General features: G+C 72.3%; 20 protein-coding genes. 8 read left to right on the top strand and 12 right to left on the bottom strand.

The window, feature by feature from the left end:
- Positions 1-39: 39 nt before the first annotated feature.
- The 3 genes from ET445_RS06425 to ET445_RS06415 all read right to left on the bottom strand — a co-directional run bounded on the left by ET445_RS06425 (position 40) and on the right by ET445_RS06415 (position 1,841).
- Entirely contained in the window at positions 40-915 is an 876-nt protein-coding gene (locus tag ET445_RS06425; RefSeq protein ID WP_129189893.1) for a PhzF family phenazine biosynthesis protein, read from the bottom strand.
- A 90-nt stretch (positions 916-1,005) separates the two neighbouring features.
- Positions 1,006-1,485: an SRPBCC family protein gene (locus tag ET445_RS06420; protein ID WP_129189891.1), complete on the bottom strand. Its 480-nt coding sequence runs from the start codon at positions 1,483-1,485 to the stop codon at positions 1,006-1,008.
- Positions 1,482-1,841, bottom strand: a complete 360-nt coding sequence (locus tag ET445_RS06415) for an ArsR/SmtB family transcription factor (RefSeq protein WP_129189889.1) — start codon at positions 1,839-1,841, stop codon at positions 1,482-1,484. The genes ET445_RS06420 and ET445_RS06415 overlap by 4 nt, the downstream gene beginning before the upstream one ends.
- A 203-nt stretch (positions 1,842-2,044) precedes the next feature.
- Here ET445_RS06415 and ET445_RS06410 point away from each other — a divergent pair, with 203 nt between their 5' ends.
- Positions 2,045-2,461: a VOC family protein gene (locus ET445_RS06410; protein WP_129189887.1), complete on the top strand. Its 417-nt coding sequence runs from the start codon at positions 2,045-2,047 to the stop codon at positions 2,459-2,461.
- Between the two features lie 109 nt (positions 2,462-2,570).
- On the opposite strand, the gene ET445_RS06405 is transcribed toward ET445_RS06410, so the two are convergent.
- A complete protein-coding gene (locus ET445_RS06405; RefSeq protein ID WP_129189885.1) occupies positions 2,571-3,023 on the bottom strand; it encodes a MarR family winged helix-turn-helix transcriptional regulator in 453 nt (150 codons plus the stop codon).
- Between the two features lie 166 nt (positions 3,024-3,189).
- Here ET445_RS06405 and ET445_RS06400 point away from each other — a divergent pair, with 166 nt between their 5' ends.
- The 7 genes from ET445_RS06400 to ET445_RS18440 all read left to right on the top strand — a co-directional run bounded on the left by ET445_RS06400 (position 3,190) and on the right by ET445_RS18440 (position 9,180).
- Complete coding sequence (locus tag ET445_RS06400; protein WP_129189883.1) at positions 3,190-4,443, top strand: MFS transporter; 1,254 nt, start codon at positions 3,190-3,192, stop codon at positions 4,441-4,443.
- 32 nt (positions 4,444-4,475) lie between these two features.
- Positions 4,476-5,312 carry an aldo/keto reductase gene (locus ET445_RS06395; RefSeq protein WP_129189881.1) on the top strand — a complete coding sequence of 279 codons (837 nt, stop codon included), beginning with the start codon at positions 4,476-4,478 and terminating at the stop codon, positions 5,310-5,312.
- A gap of 111 nt (positions 5,313-5,423) precedes the next feature.
- Complete coding sequence (locus tag ET445_RS06390) at positions 5,424-5,963, top strand: hypothetical protein (RefSeq protein ID WP_129189880.1); 540 nt, start codon at positions 5,424-5,426, stop codon at positions 5,961-5,963.
- A gap of 76 nt (positions 5,964-6,039) precedes the next feature.
- On the top strand, positions 6,040-6,567 hold the full coding sequence (locus tag ET445_RS06385; protein WP_129189878.1) for a VanZ family protein: 528 nt from the start codon (positions 6,040-6,042) through the stop codon (positions 6,565-6,567).
- A 77-nt stretch (positions 6,568-6,644) separates the two neighbouring features.
- Entirely contained in the window at positions 6,645-7,073 is a 429-nt protein-coding gene (locus ET445_RS06380; RefSeq protein WP_129189876.1) for a DUF4190 domain-containing protein, read from the top strand.
- A 44-nt stretch (positions 7,074-7,117) separates the two neighbouring features.
- Positions 7,118-7,963, top strand: coding sequence for an NAD-dependent epimerase/dehydratase family protein (locus ET445_RS06375; protein ID WP_129189874.1), 846 nt, complete (start codon positions 7,118-7,120; stop codon positions 7,961-7,963).
- Positions 7,960-9,180 (top strand): TSUP family transporter, encoded by a 1,221-nt coding sequence (locus ET445_RS18440; protein WP_165314315.1) that lies wholly within the window; start codon positions 7,960-7,962, stop codon positions 9,178-9,180. Before ET445_RS06375 ends, ET445_RS18440 begins: the two co-directional genes overlap by 4 nt.
- A gap of 33 nt (positions 9,181-9,213) precedes the next feature.
- Here the strand turns inward: ET445_RS18440 and ET445_RS06365 are convergent, their stop codons facing one another.
- The 8 genes from ET445_RS06365 to ET445_RS06330 form a co-directional block, all read right to left on the bottom strand.
- Positions 9,214-10,680, bottom strand: coding sequence for a phytoene desaturase family protein (locus ET445_RS06365; protein WP_129189870.1), 1,467 nt, complete (start codon positions 10,678-10,680; stop codon positions 9,214-9,216).
- A 69-nt stretch (positions 10,681-10,749) separates the two neighbouring features.
- On the bottom strand, positions 10,750-11,652 hold the full coding sequence (locus ET445_RS06360) for a MurR/RpiR family transcriptional regulator (protein WP_129189868.1): 903 nt from the start codon (positions 11,650-11,652) through the stop codon (positions 10,750-10,752).
- Positions 11,642-12,637, bottom strand: coding sequence for an N-acetylmuramic acid 6-phosphate etherase (gene murQ / locus ET445_RS06355; protein ID WP_129189866.1), 996 nt, complete (start codon positions 12,635-12,637; stop codon positions 11,642-11,644). The genes ET445_RS06360 and murQ overlap by 11 nt, the downstream gene beginning before the upstream one ends.
- A complete protein-coding gene (locus ET445_RS06350) occupies positions 12,634-13,866 on the bottom strand; it encodes an anhydro-N-acetylmuramic acid kinase (RefSeq protein WP_129189864.1) in 1,233 nt (410 codons plus the stop codon). The genes murQ and ET445_RS06350 overlap by 4 nt, the downstream gene beginning before the upstream one ends.
- Positions 13,863-15,440 (bottom strand): glycoside hydrolase family 3 N-terminal domain-containing protein, encoded by a 1,578-nt coding sequence (locus tag ET445_RS06345; RefSeq protein ID WP_129189862.1) that lies wholly within the window; start codon positions 15,438-15,440, stop codon positions 13,863-13,865. The genes ET445_RS06350 and ET445_RS06345 overlap by 4 nt, the downstream gene beginning before the upstream one ends.
- A gap of 5 nt (positions 15,441-15,445) precedes the next feature.
- Positions 15,446-16,237 (bottom strand): carbohydrate ABC transporter permease, encoded by a 792-nt coding sequence (locus tag ET445_RS06340; protein WP_243695384.1) that lies wholly within the window; start codon positions 16,235-16,237, stop codon positions 15,446-15,448.
- Between the two features lie 143 nt (positions 16,238-16,380).
- On the bottom strand, positions 16,381-17,352 hold the full coding sequence (locus ET445_RS06335) for a carbohydrate ABC transporter permease (protein ID WP_129189860.1): 972 nt from the start codon (positions 17,350-17,352) through the stop codon (positions 16,381-16,383).
- Positions 17,353-17,356: 4 nt separating this feature from the next.
- Entirely contained in the window at positions 17,357-18,649 is a 1,293-nt protein-coding gene (locus ET445_RS06330; RefSeq protein ID WP_129189858.1) for a sugar ABC transporter substrate-binding protein, read from the bottom strand.
- Positions 18,650-18,702 lie beyond the last annotated feature (53 nt).

Genomic DNA, 18,702 nt, shown 5'->3' with positions numbered 1-18,702 from the left:
GGGTGCTGCCCTCCGGATCGGCACGGGATTCGATGGAGATCAGGTCGAAATCGGCACGGCTCTCCCGCCCACGGTGATGCCGCCCACGGGCGGGATCGAGACCTCGAGCACGCCCGGTCGGCCGACGTGGCGCCCCTGGTGGATGCGGATGCGCGCGGGCGGCGCGACCGCGCCGATCGCGCGCAGGTATCCGCCGGTTGCGGCAGCCGCCGACCCGGTCGCGGGGTCTTCGGCGATGCGGCCGACCGGGAAGATGTTGCGCGCCTCGAACTCGACCGTGCCGTCGGCACCCGCGCCGTCGGCGCCCTCTCCCAGCTCGCGCAGCACAGTGATCGTCGCAGGCCAGCCTTCGGCATCCATCAGCGCGCGGGCCGCGACGGGGTCGAACGAGAGTCCGTCGAAGTCGACGGCGTCTGCGACGACGACCACGGGATGCGGGTTCCCCGCGAACGCGAGCCGCGGCGGATAGCGCGGATCGAGCGCGGACGCCGGCAGCCCGATGAGGTCGAGCACGCGCGCGAGCACGTCGTCGTCGAGTTCGGACACGCTCGGCTCGACGCTCGTGAACGCGGCTTCGACCCCGTCGGGCGTCGCCTCGGTCTCGATGACGACCTCGCCCACGGGTGTCGCGAACCGCAGCCGCCCGGCGCCCTCGCGCTCGGCGAGGACGACGGCCGTCGCGATCGTCGCGTGCCCGCAGAACGGCACCTCGGCGATGGGCGAGAAGTACCGGATGCTCCGTGCGCCGTCGGCCGTCTCGCCCGTCACGAACGCGGTCTCGGCGTAGTCGACCTCGGCCGCGATGCGCTGCATCGCGGCGGCGTCGAGGGCGGCCGCCTCGAGCACGATGCCCGCGGGGTTGCCGCCCTCGGGGTCGTTCGTGAACGCCGCGTAGCGGAGGATCTCGGGGTCCATGCGGCGATCCTGTCACGGACCGCCGACACGCGGCGCCGCGCCCGAGACATCCGGCCCCGGGACATCCTGGCCCCGAGACATCCGCTTCGCTCAGGCGGCGACCGCGACCAGCCCGTCGAGCCGCTCGTACCCCTCGCTGAGCCCGCGGTCCATGCCCGACGCGACCATCGCGTCGCGCGCCTCGACGCTCGGATAGGTCGAGTGGCCGACGAGCCGCGTGCGGCCGTCGCCCAGGTCTTCGAAGCGCATCGTCTCGATCGCGACGAGGTCGGGCGCGCCCTCGAACTCGAACGTCTGCACGGCGAACTCGTTCTCGCGCACGGTGTGGAAGGTGCCGTGGAAGCCCCACTCGGCGCCCTCGGGTTCGCGGTGGGTGTAGCGGTAGCCGCCGTGGGTCGTGAAGTCCCACTCGTCGATGCGCATCTCATAGCCGTTCGGCCCGAGCCACTGCCGCACGAGCTCGGGCTCGGCGTGCGCGCGGAAGACGGCCTCGACGGGCGCATCGAACTCGCGCGTGAAGAAGATGAACGGAACGCCCTCGGGCGCTTCGATCGTGACGGGGTTCGTCATCGTTCCTGCTCCTGATCTGAATCGGTGGCGGTGCCGAGCAGCGCGTCGAGCGTGCGGTACCGCTGTTCGTGGACGAGCCGGTAGCGGTCGATCCACGAGGTGAGCGCTTCGAGCGCTGCGGGGTCGAGGTGCACGGGCCGGCGCTGGGCGTCGCGCGTGCGCGTGACGAGGCCGGCGTGTTCGAGCACCTGGATGTGCTTCGAGACCGCCTGTTTGGTGATCTCGAAGGGCTCGGCGAGGTCGTTGACGGTGGCCGGGCCGCGGCTCAGGCGGGCGATGATGCGGCGTCGCACGGGGTCGGCGAGCGCTTGGAAGGCGCGGTCGAGCCGTTCGTCGGCGTTCGGTTCCGCATTCATCAACCTGGTCCTTTATCAACTGTTTGATTGATTACAAGCTACGCCCGCACGGAAGCGCAGTCAAGGGTTCACGAGCATTTCTCACGGACTGGCGCGGATGTCTCGCCTGCACCTTTCGGATGCCTCCACGCGCGACGAGAATCACCCTCGTGCGCGCCGCGGCGCACCCCGCGCCGCCGCGCACCGATCGGAGGAGCACTCACATGTCGGTCCTGCTCAACCCCTACCTCAACTTCGACACGAACGCCCGCGAGGCGCTCGAGTTCTACTACGGCGTCTTCGGCGGCGAGCTCTCGATCATGACGTTCGCCGAGGGCGGCCAGAGCCAAGGCCCCGACGACGCCGATCTCGTCATGCACGGCCAGCTCACGACGGCGACGGGTCAGACGCTCATGGCGTCCGACGCCCCGCCCGGGATGCCCGTCGAGGCGTACGGCGGCTTCTCGGTCTCGCTCTCGGGCGACGACGACGCGACGCTGCGCGGGTACTGGGCGGGCCTCCTCGAGGGCGGCACTGCGGTGCTTCCGCTCGAGGTCGCGCCGTGGGGCGACGCGTTCGGCATGGTCGCCGACAAGTACGGCGTCACGTGGATGGTGAACATCACGGGCGCCGCGGGCTGACGCGCCCGAGGCATCCTGAATGCGCTCTCGAAGTCGCGCGAATCGTCGCCACCGCGACGCAATGCCGACCATTCGCGCGACTTCGAAAGTGGAGGCGCGACGTGCGCGCCTACGCGACCGGCGCGGGCGCCTCGTGGAGCGCGCGCACCACGGGCGCGAGCTCGGGCTGCTCGCACGCCTCGTCGAGCACACGCTCGAGCGCTTCGTCGTGCACGGGCCTGGCGCGTTCGTAGAGTTCGCGCCCTGACGGCGTGAGCTCGGTGTAGATGCCGCGGCGGTCGTCTGCGCACAGCACCCGGGTCAGGAGCCCGCGGTCTTCGAGTCGGTTGACGAGCCGGGTGGTCGCGCTCGGACTGAGGGCGGCGGCACGCGCGAGCTGCTGCATGCGCATGTGCCAGCCGTCCTGGCGGTCGAGGGCGTCGAGCACGGTGTACTCGACGACGGAGAGGTCGGCGGATGCCGCGAGCGCTCGTTCGAGTTCGGACTCGATGAGTCCGTGCAAGGCGGCGAGCGTGCGCCAGCCCTGCGCGCGCACTTCGACGGCGTCGTCGGCGATGCCCATGTCGTCCTCCTGTCGTGCCGGTCGAGCGGTCACGTCGAGCGCGACGGACGCCGCGCGGCAACTAGTTGCTTGCGCTTTCTATTTGCGTGTGCAACTATTAGTCCCGCACCCGCAATAGTCGGCGTCTGCAACTATCCCACCCAGTGTAACGCAGGAGCGCACTCTCATGCCTCTCGGTCTCATCGCCCTCGCCATCGGCGGGTTCGGCATCGGACTCACCGAATTCGTCATCATGGGCCTTCTGCCCCAAGTCGCCGCGAGCTTCGGGGTCACCGAAGCCGCCGCAGGCTGGCTCATCTCGGGCTACGCCCTCGCCGTCGTCGTGGGCGCCCTCGGCCTCACGGCCGCCACCACGCGCCTCCCCCGCAAGCCCGTGCTCATGGGCCTCCTCGTCCTCTTCATCGCGGGCAACGCGATCTCGGCGCTCGCGCCGACCTACGAGGTCATGCTCTCGGGCCGCATCCTCGCCGCCCTCTGCCACGGCGCGTTCTTCGGCATCGGCTCGGTCGTCGCCGCCTCCCTCGTCGCGAAGGAGAAGCAGGCCGCCGCGATCGCCGTCATGTTCACGGGTCTCACGGCCGCCAACGTCCTCGGCGTGCCCTTCGGCACCTTCCTCGGCCAGCAGTTCGGCTGGCAGTCGACGTTCTGGGCGATCTCGGGCATCGGCGTCGTCGCCCTCGCGGGGCTCTGGCTGCTCGTGCCGAAGGCGCCCGCGGCGAGCGGCAGCGGCCCCGAGGCATCCGCCCCCGCCCCGAGCCTCCGCCTCGAGCTCGGCGCCTTCAGGTCGGGACAGGTGTGGCTCTCGCTCGTCGTGACCGTCCTCGGCTTCGGCGGCATGTTCGGCGCGTTCACCTACATCGCCTACACCCTCACCGAGGTCGGCGGCTTCGCCGCGGGCGCGGTGCCGTGGCTCCTCGTGCTCTTCGGCGGCGGCCTCTTCGTCGGCAACTGGGTGGGCGGCAAGCTCGCCGACCGGTCGATCGACGGCACCCTCGTCGGCTTCATCGCCGCCCTCGTCGTCGTGCTCGCCCTGTTCGGCGCGCTCGCGTCGTCGCAGCCCGCGACGATCGTGCTCCTCGCCCTCATGGGCGGGTTCGGGTTCGGCACGGTGCCGGGCCTCCAGAGCCGCATCATGCGCTACGCGTCGGGCGCGCCGACCCTCGCCTCGGGCGCCAACATCGCGGCGTTCAACCTCGGCAACGCGCTCGGCGCGTGGGCCGGCGGCGTCGCGATCGCCGCGGACCTCGGCTACACCTCGCCGATCTGGGTCGGCGCCGCGATCACGGCCGCTGCGCTCATCGTCATGATCGCGGCCGCGGTCGCGGCGCGACGCGCGTCGGCCGGTTCGTCGAGCGCTTCGGATGCCCCGGGCGCCACGCCTGCCGCCGTGACCGGCGCGGTCGCGGCATCCGCCCACTGAGCTTCAACCCCACCCCACGAAAGGAACCATCCATGACCGAACTCGTCACCGTCCCCGAGATCGAACTGCACACGGGCATCCGGATGCCCCAGCTCGGCTTCGGCGTCTTCCAGGTGCCGAACGACGAGACCGAGGCCGCCGTCGCGACCGCGATCGCCGCGGGCTACCGCAGCATCGACACGGCCGCGATCTACGGCAACGAAGAAGGCGTCGGTCGCGCGATCGCGAAGGCGGATGTCTCGCGCGACGACCTGTTCGTCACGAGCAAGGTGTGGAACAGCGACCAGGGCTACGACGAGACGCTCCGCGCATTCGACGTCTCGCTCGGCAAGCTCGGGCTCGACGTGCTCGACCTCTACCTCATCCACTGGCCGACCGCGCGGAACGACCGCTACGTCGACACCTGGCGAGCCCTCGAGCGACTCCGCGCCGACGGCAGGGTGCGCGCGATCGGCGTCTCGAACTTCGAGCCCGCGCACCTCGACCGCATCGTTCAGGAGACGGGCGTCGTGCCCGTCGTCAACCAGGTCGAACTCCACCCCGCCTTGCAGAACCGCGCCGTGATCGCCGCCAACGACGCCCTCGGTATCGTGACCGAGGCGTGGAGCCCGCTCGCGCAGGGCGCCGTGCTCGGCGAGGCATCCATCGTCAGGGTCGCCGAGCGCCACGGCCAGACGCCCGCGCAGGTCGTGCTGCGCTGGCACCTGCAGCAGGGCCGCGTCGTCATCCCCAAGTCGGTGACGCCCGCACGCATCGCCGAGAACCTCGACGTGTTCGGCTTCGATCTCGACGCCGACGAGCTCGCCGCGATCGACGCGCTCGACCGCGACGGCCGCACGGGTCCGCACCCCGACGCGTTCCACGGCTGACCCTTCGGGCGGCCTCGCGGGCGCGTCTCCGGCTCACGCCGGGGCGCGCCCGCTTCCGGTTGTGGACAGTCGGGAGCCCTCTCCTCCCCCGATGCGGCAGAATCCCTCTTTATGACCCTGCCTCCTGCACCCGGACAGTTCCCCGCGCCCGACGCGCAGATCCCCCCGGCTCCGTCGGCCCCCGCCGCGTACCCCGTCGCACCGCCGCCCGCGGCGCCCGCCGCGCCCGCTCCGGTCTTCGAAGCTCCCGGCGCCACCCCCGCGTACGCGCCCGCGCCCGGCGCGGCCCCTGCGTACGCGCCCGCCTACGCTCCGGCCCCCGAGCAGGCCGGCCCGGCGTACGCGGCCCCCACCGGCCAGGGCGGAAAGGTCCCCGGCAAGGTCCTCGGCATCGTCGGCCTCGTGGTGTCGTTCCTCGGGGCGTTCTCGGTCATCGGTCTCGTGCTCTCGATCGTCGGGTTCGTGCAGTCGCGCAAGGCCGGGGCACGGAACATCCCGGCTCTCATCGGCATCATCGTCGGCGCACTCGGCGTCGTCCTTACGATCGTCGCCCTCGCGTTCCTCATCCCGACGCTGCTGACCGTCGCCGCGAACTGCGACATCCTCGGCCCGGGCGAGCACGTCGTCGACGGCTTCACGTACTCCTGCTGACCTCCCCCTCGGCTCCCCTGGCGGCCCGCGGGTCGCCGCATTCCCCGCGGGTCTTCGGCGGGTTCGCAGGATCGCGGTGGATGCTGGCATCATGCTCCGCCGGATCCCGCTCCTCGTCGCCGCCGCGGGGTACCTCGCCCTCGTCGCGTGGGCGACCCTCGGGCCGGTGTCGTGGCATGCGATCGGCTGGGAGGCTCGGTACGGGGTGCTGACCCCGTCGATCTGGTTCGACCGGTCGACGTGGACGACCGGATCGCCGACCGAGTTCGCCCTGAACATCGCGATGTTCCTGCCGCTCGGGGCGCTCTTCGCACTCCTCGCCGGTCGTCGGCGCATCGTCGCGGCGTTCGCCGCGGCCGTCGCCGTGAGCATCGCGATCGAGGTCGCGCAGATCCCCATGGAAGACCGCATCTCCGATCCCCGAGACCTGCTCGCGAACGCGGCGGGCGCGGCGATCGGCATCGTCGGCGTCACGATCGTGTGGGCCATCGGAGCGATCGCGCGGCGGCTGTCGCGTGCGCCGTTCGCCTCCGAGTTCGACCGTGTCCTGCGCGCCGACGCCGCGACGACTGCCGAGCCCGCGCTCAGCCGTACCGTCCACTGAGCGCCTCGTCGGGGTACCGCCCCGGCCCTGTGGAGAACTCGACCCGGTGTTCCGCCCGGATGGTGCACAATCCACCGATGACCCTCGAAGACACCGCCGAACCCGTATCGGCGGCCCCCGTTCCCGCGGCGCCCGACGCGCTCACTCCGCCGACCGTTCCCACACCCCCGACGGGCGCGCCCGCGGCGGCGCCGTCTCCCCCGCTCATCCCGTTCACGAAGGATCGCGGCAAGGTGCTCGGCATCGTCGGCCTCGTCCTCGCGTTCTGCGGCCCCGGCGCCGTCGTCGGCCTCGTGCTCTCGATCGTCGCGCTCGTGCAGTCGCGCAATCCGAAGTGGCACAACGGGTTCGCTCTCGCAGGGGTGATCGTCTCGAGCATCGTGCTCCTCGTCGTGGCGGCCATCATCGTGGCCGCGATCCCCGCGATGCAGACGTGCGCCGAGCTCGGCGACGGCGTCCATGTCGTCGGCGACGTGACGTACACGTGCGGGAGCACCGCTTCCTGACCGATGAGTAGCCCGTTCCGCCTGGGTTCGACGAGACTGGCGGTATGCGCATCATCGTCACCGGCGGATCGGGCAAGCTCGGCCGCACCGTCGTCCGCACCCTCCGAGCCGAAGGCCACGAGGTCGTGAACCTCGACCGCGTCGGCGAGCGCGGCACCGTCGTGCTCGTCGACCTGACCGACGCCGGCCAGGTGCTCGACGCCGTGGCGGGCATCGACGAGCACCACTCGGGCGTCGACGCGATCGTGCACCTCGCGGCGATTCCGGCGCCGGGCCTCGCGAGCGACGCCGAGACGTTCCGCAACAACATGCTGACGACGTACAACGTGCTGCAGGCGGCGCGACGCGCGGGCGTCAAGCGCATCGTGACGGCGTCGAGCGAGACCGTGCTGGGGCTGCCGTTCGAGACGCCGCCGCCGTACATCCCCGTCGACGAGGACGTCACGAGCCCCGAGTCGACCTACTCGCTCGTGAAGCACCTCGAAGAGATGCTCGCGGCGCAGCTCGTCCGCTGGGATCCCGAGCTCTCTATCACGGCGTTCCGGTTCTCGAACGTCATGGACCCCGCCGACTACGCGGTCTTCCCCGAGTACGACGCCGACCCGCGGCGGCGCAAGTGGAACCTGTGGGGCTACATCGACGCGCGCGACGGCGCGCAGGCAGTGAGCCTCGCGCTCGCGAAGGCGAAGCCGGGGTTCGAGCGGTACGTGATCGCGGCCGCCGACACGGTCATGTCGCGGCCCAACGCGGAGCTCGTCGCCGAGGTGTTCCCCGGCGTCGAGATCCGCGGCGACCTCGGCGTCAACGACACGCTCCTCTCGATCGACAAGGCCCGCCGTGAGCTCGGCTTCGCGCCGAAGCATTCGTGGCGCGACGAGGTCGGCGGGTGAGCGAGAGCGATCCGGATGCTTCGGGCGCCGCGTCCGAGGCATCCGACCCCCGCGCGACCGCGCCTGACGCAGCCGCTTCGGCCGCGCCGCCCGCGCCGCCCGCGCCGGCCGCGCCCGCGCCCGGCTGGGTGCGCCTGGCCGTCATCGGTGCGATCGGAGGGCTGCTCTCGGGTGCGTTCGGCGTCGGCGGCGGGATCGTCATGGTGCCGCTCCTCATGTGGCTCGCCCGCATGGATCAGCGACGCGCGACGGCGACCTCGCTCGCGGCGATCGTGCCGGCGTCGATCGGAGGTGCGATCGGGTATCTCGCGGGCGGGCAGGTCGACCTGCTCGCGGCGCTCTTCGTCGCGATCGGGGGCGTCGTCGGGTCGTGGATCGGTGCGCGCATCCTGCGGCGCATCCCGCTGACGTGGCTGCGGTGGGGCTTCATCGCACTGCTCGTCGTCATCACCGTGCGGCTGCTGCTCGCGGTGCCCGACCGCGAGTCGGGCCACCTCGAGATCACGGTGTGGATCGCGCTCGCGCTCGTCGGCATCGGCGTCGCGGTCGGAATCGCGTCGGGGCTGTTCGGCATCGGCGGCGGCACGCTCATGGTGCCCGTCTTCATCGTGCTCCTCGGCATGGGCGACCTCATGGCGAAGGGCACGTCGCTCGTCGTCATGATCCCGACCGCGGTGAGCGGCACGATCACGAACGTGCGCGGCGGCCTCGTCGACCTGAAGCAGGGGCTGACGGTCGGCCTCGCGGCGACGATCGCGTCGTTCGGCGGCGTCGCGATCGCGTTCCTCATCCCCCGGCGCTCGCGACGTGGCTGTTCGCGGCGCTCCTCGTCGCCGTCATCGTGCAGCTCTCCGTCCGCGCGCTCCGCGCGCAGCGCGCCGCGCGGGCGGAGCGCGTCGGCGGCTCCGGGTAGCGTCGAGCCCATGGAGTTCCGGTTCATCGCCGAGTTGTGGGAGTGGCGGGCACGTGCCGAGTGGTTCTTCGTGACCGTGCCCGACGAGGCATCCGCCGCCATCCGCGAGGTGCCGCTGCCGCCGCGCGGATTCGGCTCGGTCCGCGTGCGCGCCCGGGTCGGGCGCACCGTCTGGACGACGTCGGTGTTCCCCGACTCGGCAGCGGGCGCCTACGTCCTGCCGATCAAGAAGGCCGTGCGGGTCGCCGAGGAACTCGAAGCGGGCGGCCCGGTCGAGGTCGAGCTGCATCTCGTCGACTTCTGAGGCCGATCCCGCCGATCCCGCCGGGCCCGCCGCTCACGGCGCGAGCGAGGGTGCCGCCGTGATGCCGAACTCGTGCCGGAGCGCGCTCCGCGCCGCGTGCCACCCGCCGAGGCCGTGCACGCCGGGGCCGGGTGGCGTCGAGGCCGAGCACAGGTAGATTCCGCGTGCGGGCGTCCGCCACGGGTCGGGCGAGAGCACGGGCCGACGCAGGAGCTGCGCGAAGTCGGGCTCGCCCGCCGAGATGTCGCCGAGCACGTAGTTGGGGTTGTGGGCCTCGACGTCGATGGCCGTGCGCGACGCCGACGCGAGCACGAGGTCGCGGAACCCGGGCGCGAAGCGCTCGATCTGGCGGGTGACGACCTCGGTGCGGTCGAGGTTCGAGCCGCGTGGCACGTGCGTGTACGCCCACAGCACGTGCTTGCCCTCGGGCGCGCGCGCCGGGTCGAGCACGGTCGGTTGCGACACGAGCACGTAGGGGGAGTCGGGGTGGATGCCTCGTGCGACCGCGTTCTCGGCGACGGCGAGTTCTTCGCGCGTCCCGCCGAGGTGCAGGGTTCCGGTGCGGGCGAGGTCGGGGTTCGTCCACGGCACCGGCCCCGAGAGCGCGAAGTCGACCTTCGCGACGGCGTTGCCGTACCGGAACCGTTCGAGGGTCTCGAGGTAGCGCCGGGGCATCCGCTCGCCTGCGATGCTCGCGAGCGCGCGCGGCGTCGTGTCGAACAGCACGGCGCGTGCGGCGGGGAGTTCGTCGAGGCGTTCCACCGAACGCCCGGTCTCGATCGTTCCGCCGTGCGCCGTGAGGTCTGCGACGAGCGCGTCGACGATCGCCTGGCTGCCGCCGACCGGCACGGGCCAGCCGACGGTGTGCGCCCACGTGACGAGCGAGAGCCCGACGGCCGCCGCGGCGACGCTCGGGAGCGGCAGGATGGCGTGCGCGGCGGCGCCCGTGAGCATGGCGGGCGCCGGGACATCCGTGAATCTGCCGCTCCAGGCGCGTGTGCCCTGCTCGAGCGCGTTGAGGCCGAAGCGCACCGCGGTCACGGGATCGGCGGGGATGCGCACGATCGACCCGCCCGTGAACGACGCGACCGCGCCGGGGTGCGCGACGAACCGTGCGAGGAGCGACCGGTAGGCGGCGCCGTCGGCGCCGAGCCCGTCGACCGTGCGGTCGAAGTCGCGCCACGCGATGCCAGCGCGGCCGCCGTCGAGCGGGTGCCCGAACGACACCTCGGGCACGACGAGTTCGATGCGGCGGTCGAGGCCGAACTCACGGAAAAAGCGCGATGCGAGCGCGAGCGGGTGCACGGCCGAGCACACGTCGTGGCGGAAGCCCGGCAGGGTCAGCTCCTCGGTGCGTGCGCCGCCGCCGATCGTCGCCTCGCGTTCGACGACGTGCACCGAGAGCCCGGCGCGCGCGAGCGTGACGGCCGTCGCGAGCCCGTTCGGGCCCGACCCGACGACGATCGCGTCGACTTCGACGCGCGGTGCCCCTGTCACCATGAACGCCTCCTGAGCGCACCGAACGGGCGCCTCCTCGATGCTATCGGCGCGCCCCTCGAGCCGCGGGCGTCAGCTCGCTCCCGTCTCCCCCGCGCCGCGCCGCCTGGGCGGCACACGATGGCTCGCCGTCACTTCGCGCGTGCGACGGAGCGGCTCCTCGACGTCGAGGTGACGGCGCTGCGCGAGTCGGACGAACAGGATGTCGACGAGCGCGAGCTGCGCGATGCGGCTCGACATGGCCCCGAGGCGGAAGCTCGACTCGCGCGCACGGGTCGCGAGGACGGCGTCGGCGATCTCGGCCAGGGGGGACGCGGGCGAGTTCGTGATCGCGACCGTGAACGCCCCGGCCGAAGCGGCGACGTCGAGCGCGTGAAGCGTCTCGGTCGTCTCGCCGGAGTGCGAGATCGCGATGGCCACGTCGCCGGGGCCGCGGAGCGCGGCCGACACGAGTGCGAGATGGATGTCGACCGAGCACGTCGCGACCATGCCGACGCGGACGAGCTTCTGCTGGAGGTCCTGCGCGGTGAGCCCCGACGCGCCGAAGCCGTACAGGTCGACCTGGCGCGCGTCGACGAGGCGGTCGACGACGATGTCGAGCGCCGCGACATCCAGCCCGTGCGCCGTCTGCTCGATCGCGAGGATCTCCTGGAAGGCGATCTTGGCGACGACCTCGTCGACGCCGTCGTCGGGGTCGATGTCGGTCGCCGCGAGCCCGAACCTCGCCCGCTCGGCCTCCTCACGGCTCACCGCGCTCGCGACCGCCATGCGGAACTCGCGGTAGCCCGTGTAGCCGAGGGTCTGGCAGAACCGCGCGACCGTCGAGAGCGACGTGCCGCACGCCCCCGCGAGCTCGGTGATCGTGAGGTCGACGACGATCGCCGGATCCTGGAGGATCGCGACGGCCACACGCGACTCGGACGAGCTCAACCGCGGGAGCGCCTCCCGCACGGCCGACAGCACATCAGGGGACATGGGACTCCTCGGGTCGGTCGGCGCTCGCGAGCCGCTCGAGCGCACCGCGTAACACCCCATCCTCCCGATCGAGCGCCCTCACTGCGACCTCGGCATCGACCCCAGTGAGGGTGACGAGGATCGCGGGCTTGACGGCGCCGCCGGTCGAGGCGAGCGCGGCGGCGGCCTCGGCCGACTCGCAGCCCGTCGCCGCCATCACGATCCGCTCCGCCCGCGCCCGCAGTTTCGCGTTCGTCGCCCGCACGTCGACCATGAGATTCCCGTGGACCTTGCCGAGATGCACCATCGCGAGCGTCGAGATGGCGTTGAGCACGAGCTTCTGGGCGGTGCCCGCCTTGAGTCGCGTGGATCCCGCGACGACCTCGGGGCCGACGGCCGTCTCGATCGCGAGGTCGGCTGCGGCGCCGATCTCGGAACCCCGGTTGCTCGCGAGGGCGACGGTGAGCGCGCCGGCCGCTCGGGCGTGCGCGAGCGCACCGAGCACGTACGGCGTGCGACCCGATGCCGAGATGCCGACGAGCGCGTCGAGCGGGCCGATCCCGATCGCCGCGACGTCGGCGGCGCCCTGCTCGGCGTCGTCCTCGGCGTTCTCGACGGCGTGTCTGATGGCCGTCTCGCCGCCCGCGATGAGTCCTACGACGAGCGACGGGTCGGTGCCGAACGTCGGGGGGATCTCGCTCGCGTCGAGCACGCCGAGGCGCCCCGCGGTGCCCGCGCCGAGGTACACGAGACGGCCGCCTGCGCGCAGGCGCGCGACGATCGCGTCGACGGCGGCGGCGATCTGCGGCGTCGCGTCGCGCACGGCCTCGACCGCGACGGCGCTCTCGTCGACCATGGTCGCGAGCTGCGCCTCGGTCGAGCGGAGGTCGAAGTCGGCGAGGCCGTCGGCGACCTGCTCGGTCGCGAGGCCCGCGAGCACGTCGTGCAGGCGTGCGCGGTCCTCGGCCGCGGGCTCGCTCGCGGCGGGGTGGTTCGTCGTCGTCATCGGTGGTTCTCCTGGTGGATGGTGAGGGACGTCGCGCCGGCGATCGGCTCGGGGAGTCTGAGGGGTGAGGGGCCGGGGCTGATGCGCCCGGCGACGCGCATCGCCGGGCCGGCGATGCGGACGGGCACGCCGTGCCACGACAGGAAGCCGAGGAGCGCGAACATGAGCGACTCCTTGAAGGCGGGGTCGAGCCCGCGTTCGGCGCTCGAGGCGACGCGGATGCCTCGGGCACGCGCGTGGGCCGCGAGGCGGTCGAGCAGCACGGGGTTGAGCGCGCCGCCGCCCGACACGACGAGCTCGGCCGGCGCGGCTTCGGGCGCGAACGCGCCCACGACGGTGATCGCCGTGAGCTCGGTGAGCGTCGCCGCGAGGTCGTCGACGCCGACCGCGTCAGCGCCGACGGCCCGCGCGGCCTCGCCGACCACGCCCAGGTGGAAGGTCTCGCGACCGGTCGTCTTGGGGGCGGCGGCGGCGAAGTAGGGGTGGGCGAGGAGCCTCGCGAGAAGCACGTCGTGGACGTGCCCGGCGCCGGCGTGCCGGCCGTCGCGATCGAAGGCCTCGGCGCCTGCGGTCGCCTCCGAGACGGCCTCGTCGACGAGCGCATTGGCGGGTCCGCTGTCGAATGCGCACACCTCGCCGGATGGAGCGACGATCTGCACGTTCGCGATCCCGCCGAGGTTGACCGTGGCGAGTGCCCGGCCCGCTGCGCGTGCCTCCTCGCCGAGCCAGAGCCGGTCGAACACGGCCATGAGCGGGGCGCCTTCGCCGCCCGCGGCGATGTCGGCGGCGCGCACGTGCGAGAGCACGGGGGCGCCGGCGCGCTCGGCGATCCATGACGGGTCTCCGAGCTGGAGGGTGCCTCGGGCGCGGCCGCCCTCGACCCAGTGGTGCAGGGTCTGACCGTGCGAGACGATGAGGTCGGCCGGGCCGGCCTCGGCGACGACGTCGGCTGCGGCGTCCGCGAACGCCTGGCCGAGCGCGGTGTCGAGTCGGCACCATGCGCCGGCGTCGAGCACGTCGCCGAGGGCCGCCCCGAGGATCCGCGCGCGCAGCGCCCGCTCCCAGTCGACCGTGCGCGTCAGCACCGGCGTGAGCGCGAGGCGCGAACCGCCCGCCACCGATGACACGTCGGCAGGCGCGCCGCCCGGGTCATCCGCGACCTCGACGTCGACGACCGCCACGTCGATGCCGTCGGCCGAGGTCCCGGACTGGAGCGACACGATTCTCATGTGCGCGCTCCCGAGAGCAGGTCGGCGACGACCTCGGCGGTCACCCGGCTCGCGCCCCGCGTCTCGATGACGGGGAGCGCGAGCCCGGCGGATGCCTCGCTCGGAACGCCGACGTGCACGACGACCGCGTCGGGGCGCTGCGCTGCGACCCGGTCGACGAGCCGCCGTTGTCCGGCCGACGCGGCGAGCGCGTCGAGGAGCACGACGAGGCCCCGGCCGTCGAGCCGGGACGCGGCGATCGCCTCATAGACGGCTGCGTCGGCGTCGGCGTCGGCGTCGGCGTCGGCGAGCGACGTCGTGCGATCAGCCGAGTCGAGGTGCACGCGCCGCACGGCGCCGCCGCGCGCGATGCCCGCGGCGACGTAGTCGGCCCCGGAGTCCATGGCGATCGTCGAGCGTCGCCGCGCGTCGAGCACGAGGCATCCGTGGTCGAAGGCCGGGAGCGCGCCCGCGACCGTCACCGCCCGACGCACGACGACCGACGCGTCGACGGCGGACGCCTCGCCCGCGGCGTCGTCGACGCCGAACGCCTCGCCCCCGGCAAGCGGAGCCGACCGCACCTTCGCCGCGAGCGCTGCGACGCGCGCGGCGGCCCGCTCGAGCACGCCGCGATCGAGCTCGCCCGACGCGACGGCGGCGACGAGGGCGTGCTGCACCTCGAAGAAGTCGCGTTCGTCCTGGTCGGGTGCCGCCGCGACACCCGGGTTCGCGGGGTTGCCGATGCACAGCAGATCGGCGCCCGCGAGGAGCGAGAGCACGGCGCCGCGACCCGACCCGACGGTCGCGCGCACGGCCGCCATGTCGAGCGCGTCGGTCACGATGACGCCCTCGAACCCCCCTTCGCGCAGGCGCCCGAGGATGGCGGGGTTGAGCGTCGCGGGCAGCTCGCCCCACGCAGGCACGACGAGGTGTGCCGTCATGATCGCGTCGACGCCCGCCGCGATCGCCGCGTCGAAGGGCGGCAGGTGCAGCCGTTCGATCTCGTCGGGGCCGATCGCAAGCTTCGGCAGGTCGTGGTGCGAATCGACGCTCGTGTCGCCATGACCCGGATAGTGCTTGACGCACGCGGCGGCACCGCGCGCCTGGATGCCGCGGACCTCGGCCGCGACGTGCCTCGAGACCAAGGTGGGGTCGGCGCCGAAGCTCCGCGTGCCGATGACGGGGTTCGCCGGGTCGACGTTCACGTCGGCGATGGGGCCGAGCACGACGTTCGCGCCGGCCGCGAGCGACCGGTCGGCGAGGGTCCGGCCGACGGCCTCCGTCACGACCACGTCGTCGACCGCGCCCAGCTGCCATGCGCCCGGCAGCGTCGAGCCCGACCGGGCTTCGAGCCGCGTGATGATGCCGCCCTCCTCGTCGATGCCGACGAGGACGTCGTCGCGCCCCGCGTGCAGGGCCGCCGCGAGGGCGTCGCGCTCCACCTCGTCGCCGAGGTTCTGCGCGAACAGCACGACGCCGGCGAGGCCGTGGTCGAGCTCGTCGCGGAGCCAGCCGGGCACGGTGCGCCCGATGAAGCCCGGCCACAGCACGGCGTTGACGAGGCTGCGCAGCGACCGGTCGACGGTTCGAGACATCCGGCTCACCCCTTGACCGCGCCCGCGACGAGCCCGCTCGACAGGCGCCGCTGCACGATGACGAAGAAGACCATGACGGGCAGCGTGATGATCGTCGAGGCGGCCATGATGGCGCCCCACTCGTTCGAGTGCTCGCCGAAGAACTGCTTGAGGCCGATCGCGACCGTGTAGTTCTCGGTCGCGCCGCCGAGGAGGGTCATCGCGAAGATGAACTCGTTCCACGCCGTGATGAAGCTGAACACGCTCGTCGCGACGAGACCCGGCATGACGAGGGGCAGCAGGACGCTCCGGAACATCCGCCCCCAGCTCGCGCCGTCGATGTAGGCGGCCTCTTCGAGCTCGACGGGCACGGCCGCGACGAAGCCGCGCAGCATCCAGATGCCGAACGGCAGCGAGAGCGCGACGTAGACGACCATGAGGCCGAGGAGGGTGTTCAGCAGGCCCAGGTCGCGCACCTGCACGAAGAGCGGGATGACGAGCGCTTCGAGGGGCACCATCTGCACCACGAGCACCATGAGCAGGAGCGCCGTGCGGAGCTTGAATCGGAAGCGCGCGACGGCGACCGAGGCGAGCAGCGCGAGCACCGCGCTCGCGAGCACGGTCACGAGCGCGACGATCGCCGAGTTCCGGAGGAAGACGTCGAAGCCGCCCTCGGTGAGCACGTAGCGGAAGTTCTCGAGCGACCACTCGCGCGGCAGGATGGAGGCCGCGCCGATGCCGGCCTTCGCGTCGAACGCGCTCGAGAGCATCCACAGCACCGGGAAGAGCGTGAAGGCGAGCAGCAGCACGACGAGCACGGCTTTGAGCGCCGCCGCTCGCGTCTTGCGAGCGCTGCGTCGAGCGGGGCGGCGGATGTCTCTCGCCGCGCGCGGCTCGCGCGACGCGCCGCGAGCGCGCCGCGCGTCCTGCTCGGGGACGACGGTGTCCGCGGTCGTGGCGCTCACAGCTCTTCCTCTTTCAGCATGGTGCGGACGTAGACGACCGTGATCGCGAGCAGCACGAGGGTCAGGAGCACGGCGATCGCCGAGCCGAAGCCGTACCGGTTCTGCCCGAACGACTCGACGTACGACCAGACGCCGAGGTTCAGCACCTCGCGATTGGAGCCCGAGCCTCCCGGCATGAGGTAGACCTGTGCGAAGACCTTGAAGTCCCAGATGGTCGACAGGATGATGACGACGGTGAAGACCTGGCGGAGGTTCGGCACGATCACCTGGAAGAAGCGGCGGAACGGCCCGGCGCCGTCCATCTCGGCGGCCTCGAGCATCTCCTTCGAGACGCCGAGGAGGCCCGCGAGCACCGTGACGGCGACGAACGGGAAGCCGTGGTGGATGACGTTCAGCAGCACGATCGCGAAGAAGCTGTAGCGGTTGGTGAACCAGTTGACGGGGTCGTCCTGCAGGCCGAGCGCCTGCAGGGCCTGGTTGAAGACGCCGCGGTCGGCGTCGAAGATCCACACCCACACGTAGGTTCCCGTGACGGCGGGCATCGCCCACGCGACCATGATCGCGCTGCCGACGATCGTGCGCCAGAACGGGCCGAGGCTCGCCATGAGCACGGCGACGGCGGTGCCGAACGCGACGGTGCCGGCGACCGAGAGCACGGCGAACACGACGGTGTTCGGCAGCACGACGCCCCAGAGCGAGGGGTCGGCGAGGATCTCGGCGTAGTTGTCGAGGCCGATCCAGTTCGGCTCGCCCGAGACGATCTCGCGGAGGCCGTAGTCCTGCAGCGAGAAGAGCACGACACGGACGAGCGGCCACAGCAGCAGCACGGCGAGCACGATGAGGGCGGGGGCGAACAGGAGCCACGGCCGGAGCCTCGTGATGCGGCTCGGCCTGCGGCCGGCGCCGCCGGCCGCGCGCGAGGCGGGAGCCCCGGGCGCGACCGGCGGTGCCTGGATGGTGCTGGTCACGAGATCAGTCGCCGTTCATGATCTGGTCCATCTCGGCGGCGGCGTCCTCGGTCGCCTGCTGGACCGACTTCTGCCCCGAGAGGATCGCCTGGATGGCGGTGTTCGTGGTCTTCTTGGCCTGCACGGCGCCGAACTTCGGCGTGACGGGCACCGAGGCGCCGCCGTCGACGAGCTGCGTCGCGAAGGGTGCGACGAGCGGGTCGGCGTTCTCGAGCGTTGCGTCGAGGAGCGAGGCCTGGCCGGGGAAGTAGCCGGTCTGGTCGGCCCATTCGGCGGCGAACTCACCGGTCGTCATGAGCTTGATGAACGCCCACGCGAGATCCTTGTCGTCGGCGGTCTCGAACATCGAGAGGTGCGAGCCGCCGAGCACCGAGGGGGCGATGCCGCCGTCTTTGCCGGGGATGGGCGTCGCGGCGAACTTGCCCTCGAGGTCGGGGTTCTTCTCCACGATCGTGGCGGGAGTCCAGGAGCCCATGAGCGCCATGGCGACGTTGCCCTGGACGAAGTTGTCGAGCACGTCGGTCTCCTTCCAGGTCGTCGCGCCGGCCGACGAGAAGCCGTGCTCGGTCGCGAGTCCCGTGTAGAAGCCGATGCCGTCCTGCGATTCGGGGCTCGCGAGTCCCGAGACCCACTGGTCGCCCTTCTTGACCGAGACCTCGCCGCCGGCGCCCCAGACCCAGGGGTAGACGCCGAACTCGGCGTCGCCGGGCACGGCGAACGCGAGCATCTCGGGGTGCGCGGCCTTGATGGCGTCGCCCGCCGCGACGATGTCGTCCCAGCTGGCGGGTGCCGCGAGACCGAGCTCGTCGAAGAGGTCGGAGCGGTAGACGAGCGAGCGGACGCCCGCGTACCACGGCATGCCGTAGAGCGTGTCGTCGTAGGTGCCCGACTCGACGAGGCCTTCGACGAGGTCGTCGCCGAGTCCGTCGGCGTCGACGTAGTCGCCGATGGGGGCGAGCGCGCCGGCGTCGGCGAACTCGGCGGTCCAGGTCGTGCCGGTCTCCGCGACGTCGGGAGTCGTGCCGCCCGCGATCGACGTCACGAACCGGTCGTGGGCGTCGGCCCACTGCACGTACTCGACGTTGAGCTCGGCGCCCGTCTCCTCGGTGAAGGCGTCGCCGACCTTGTCGAAGAAGGCTTCGGAGTCGGGGTTCGTGCCCTGCATGATCCAGACGTCGAGGGTCTTGCCCTCGCCCGAGGCGGCGTCGCCGCCGCCGTTGCCGCCGCCGGAGCACGCCGTGAGTGCGAGCGCGGCCGTGAGGCCGAGCGCCGCAATCGGAAGGATGCGATTGCGCATGATGGTAGGGACCCTTCTTGGGGATTCTCGATGGTGCGATGCGGCCCGAGCCG

It is taken from the genome of Agromyces protaetiae (genome assembly GCF_004135405.1).
Classification (GTDB): domain Bacteria; phylum Actinomycetota; class Actinomycetes; order Actinomycetales; family Microbacteriaceae; genus Agromyces; species Agromyces protaetiae.
The sequence above is the reverse complement of the archived record's forward strand: the minus strand, read 5'-3'. Positions and strand labels throughout refer to the sequence as shown.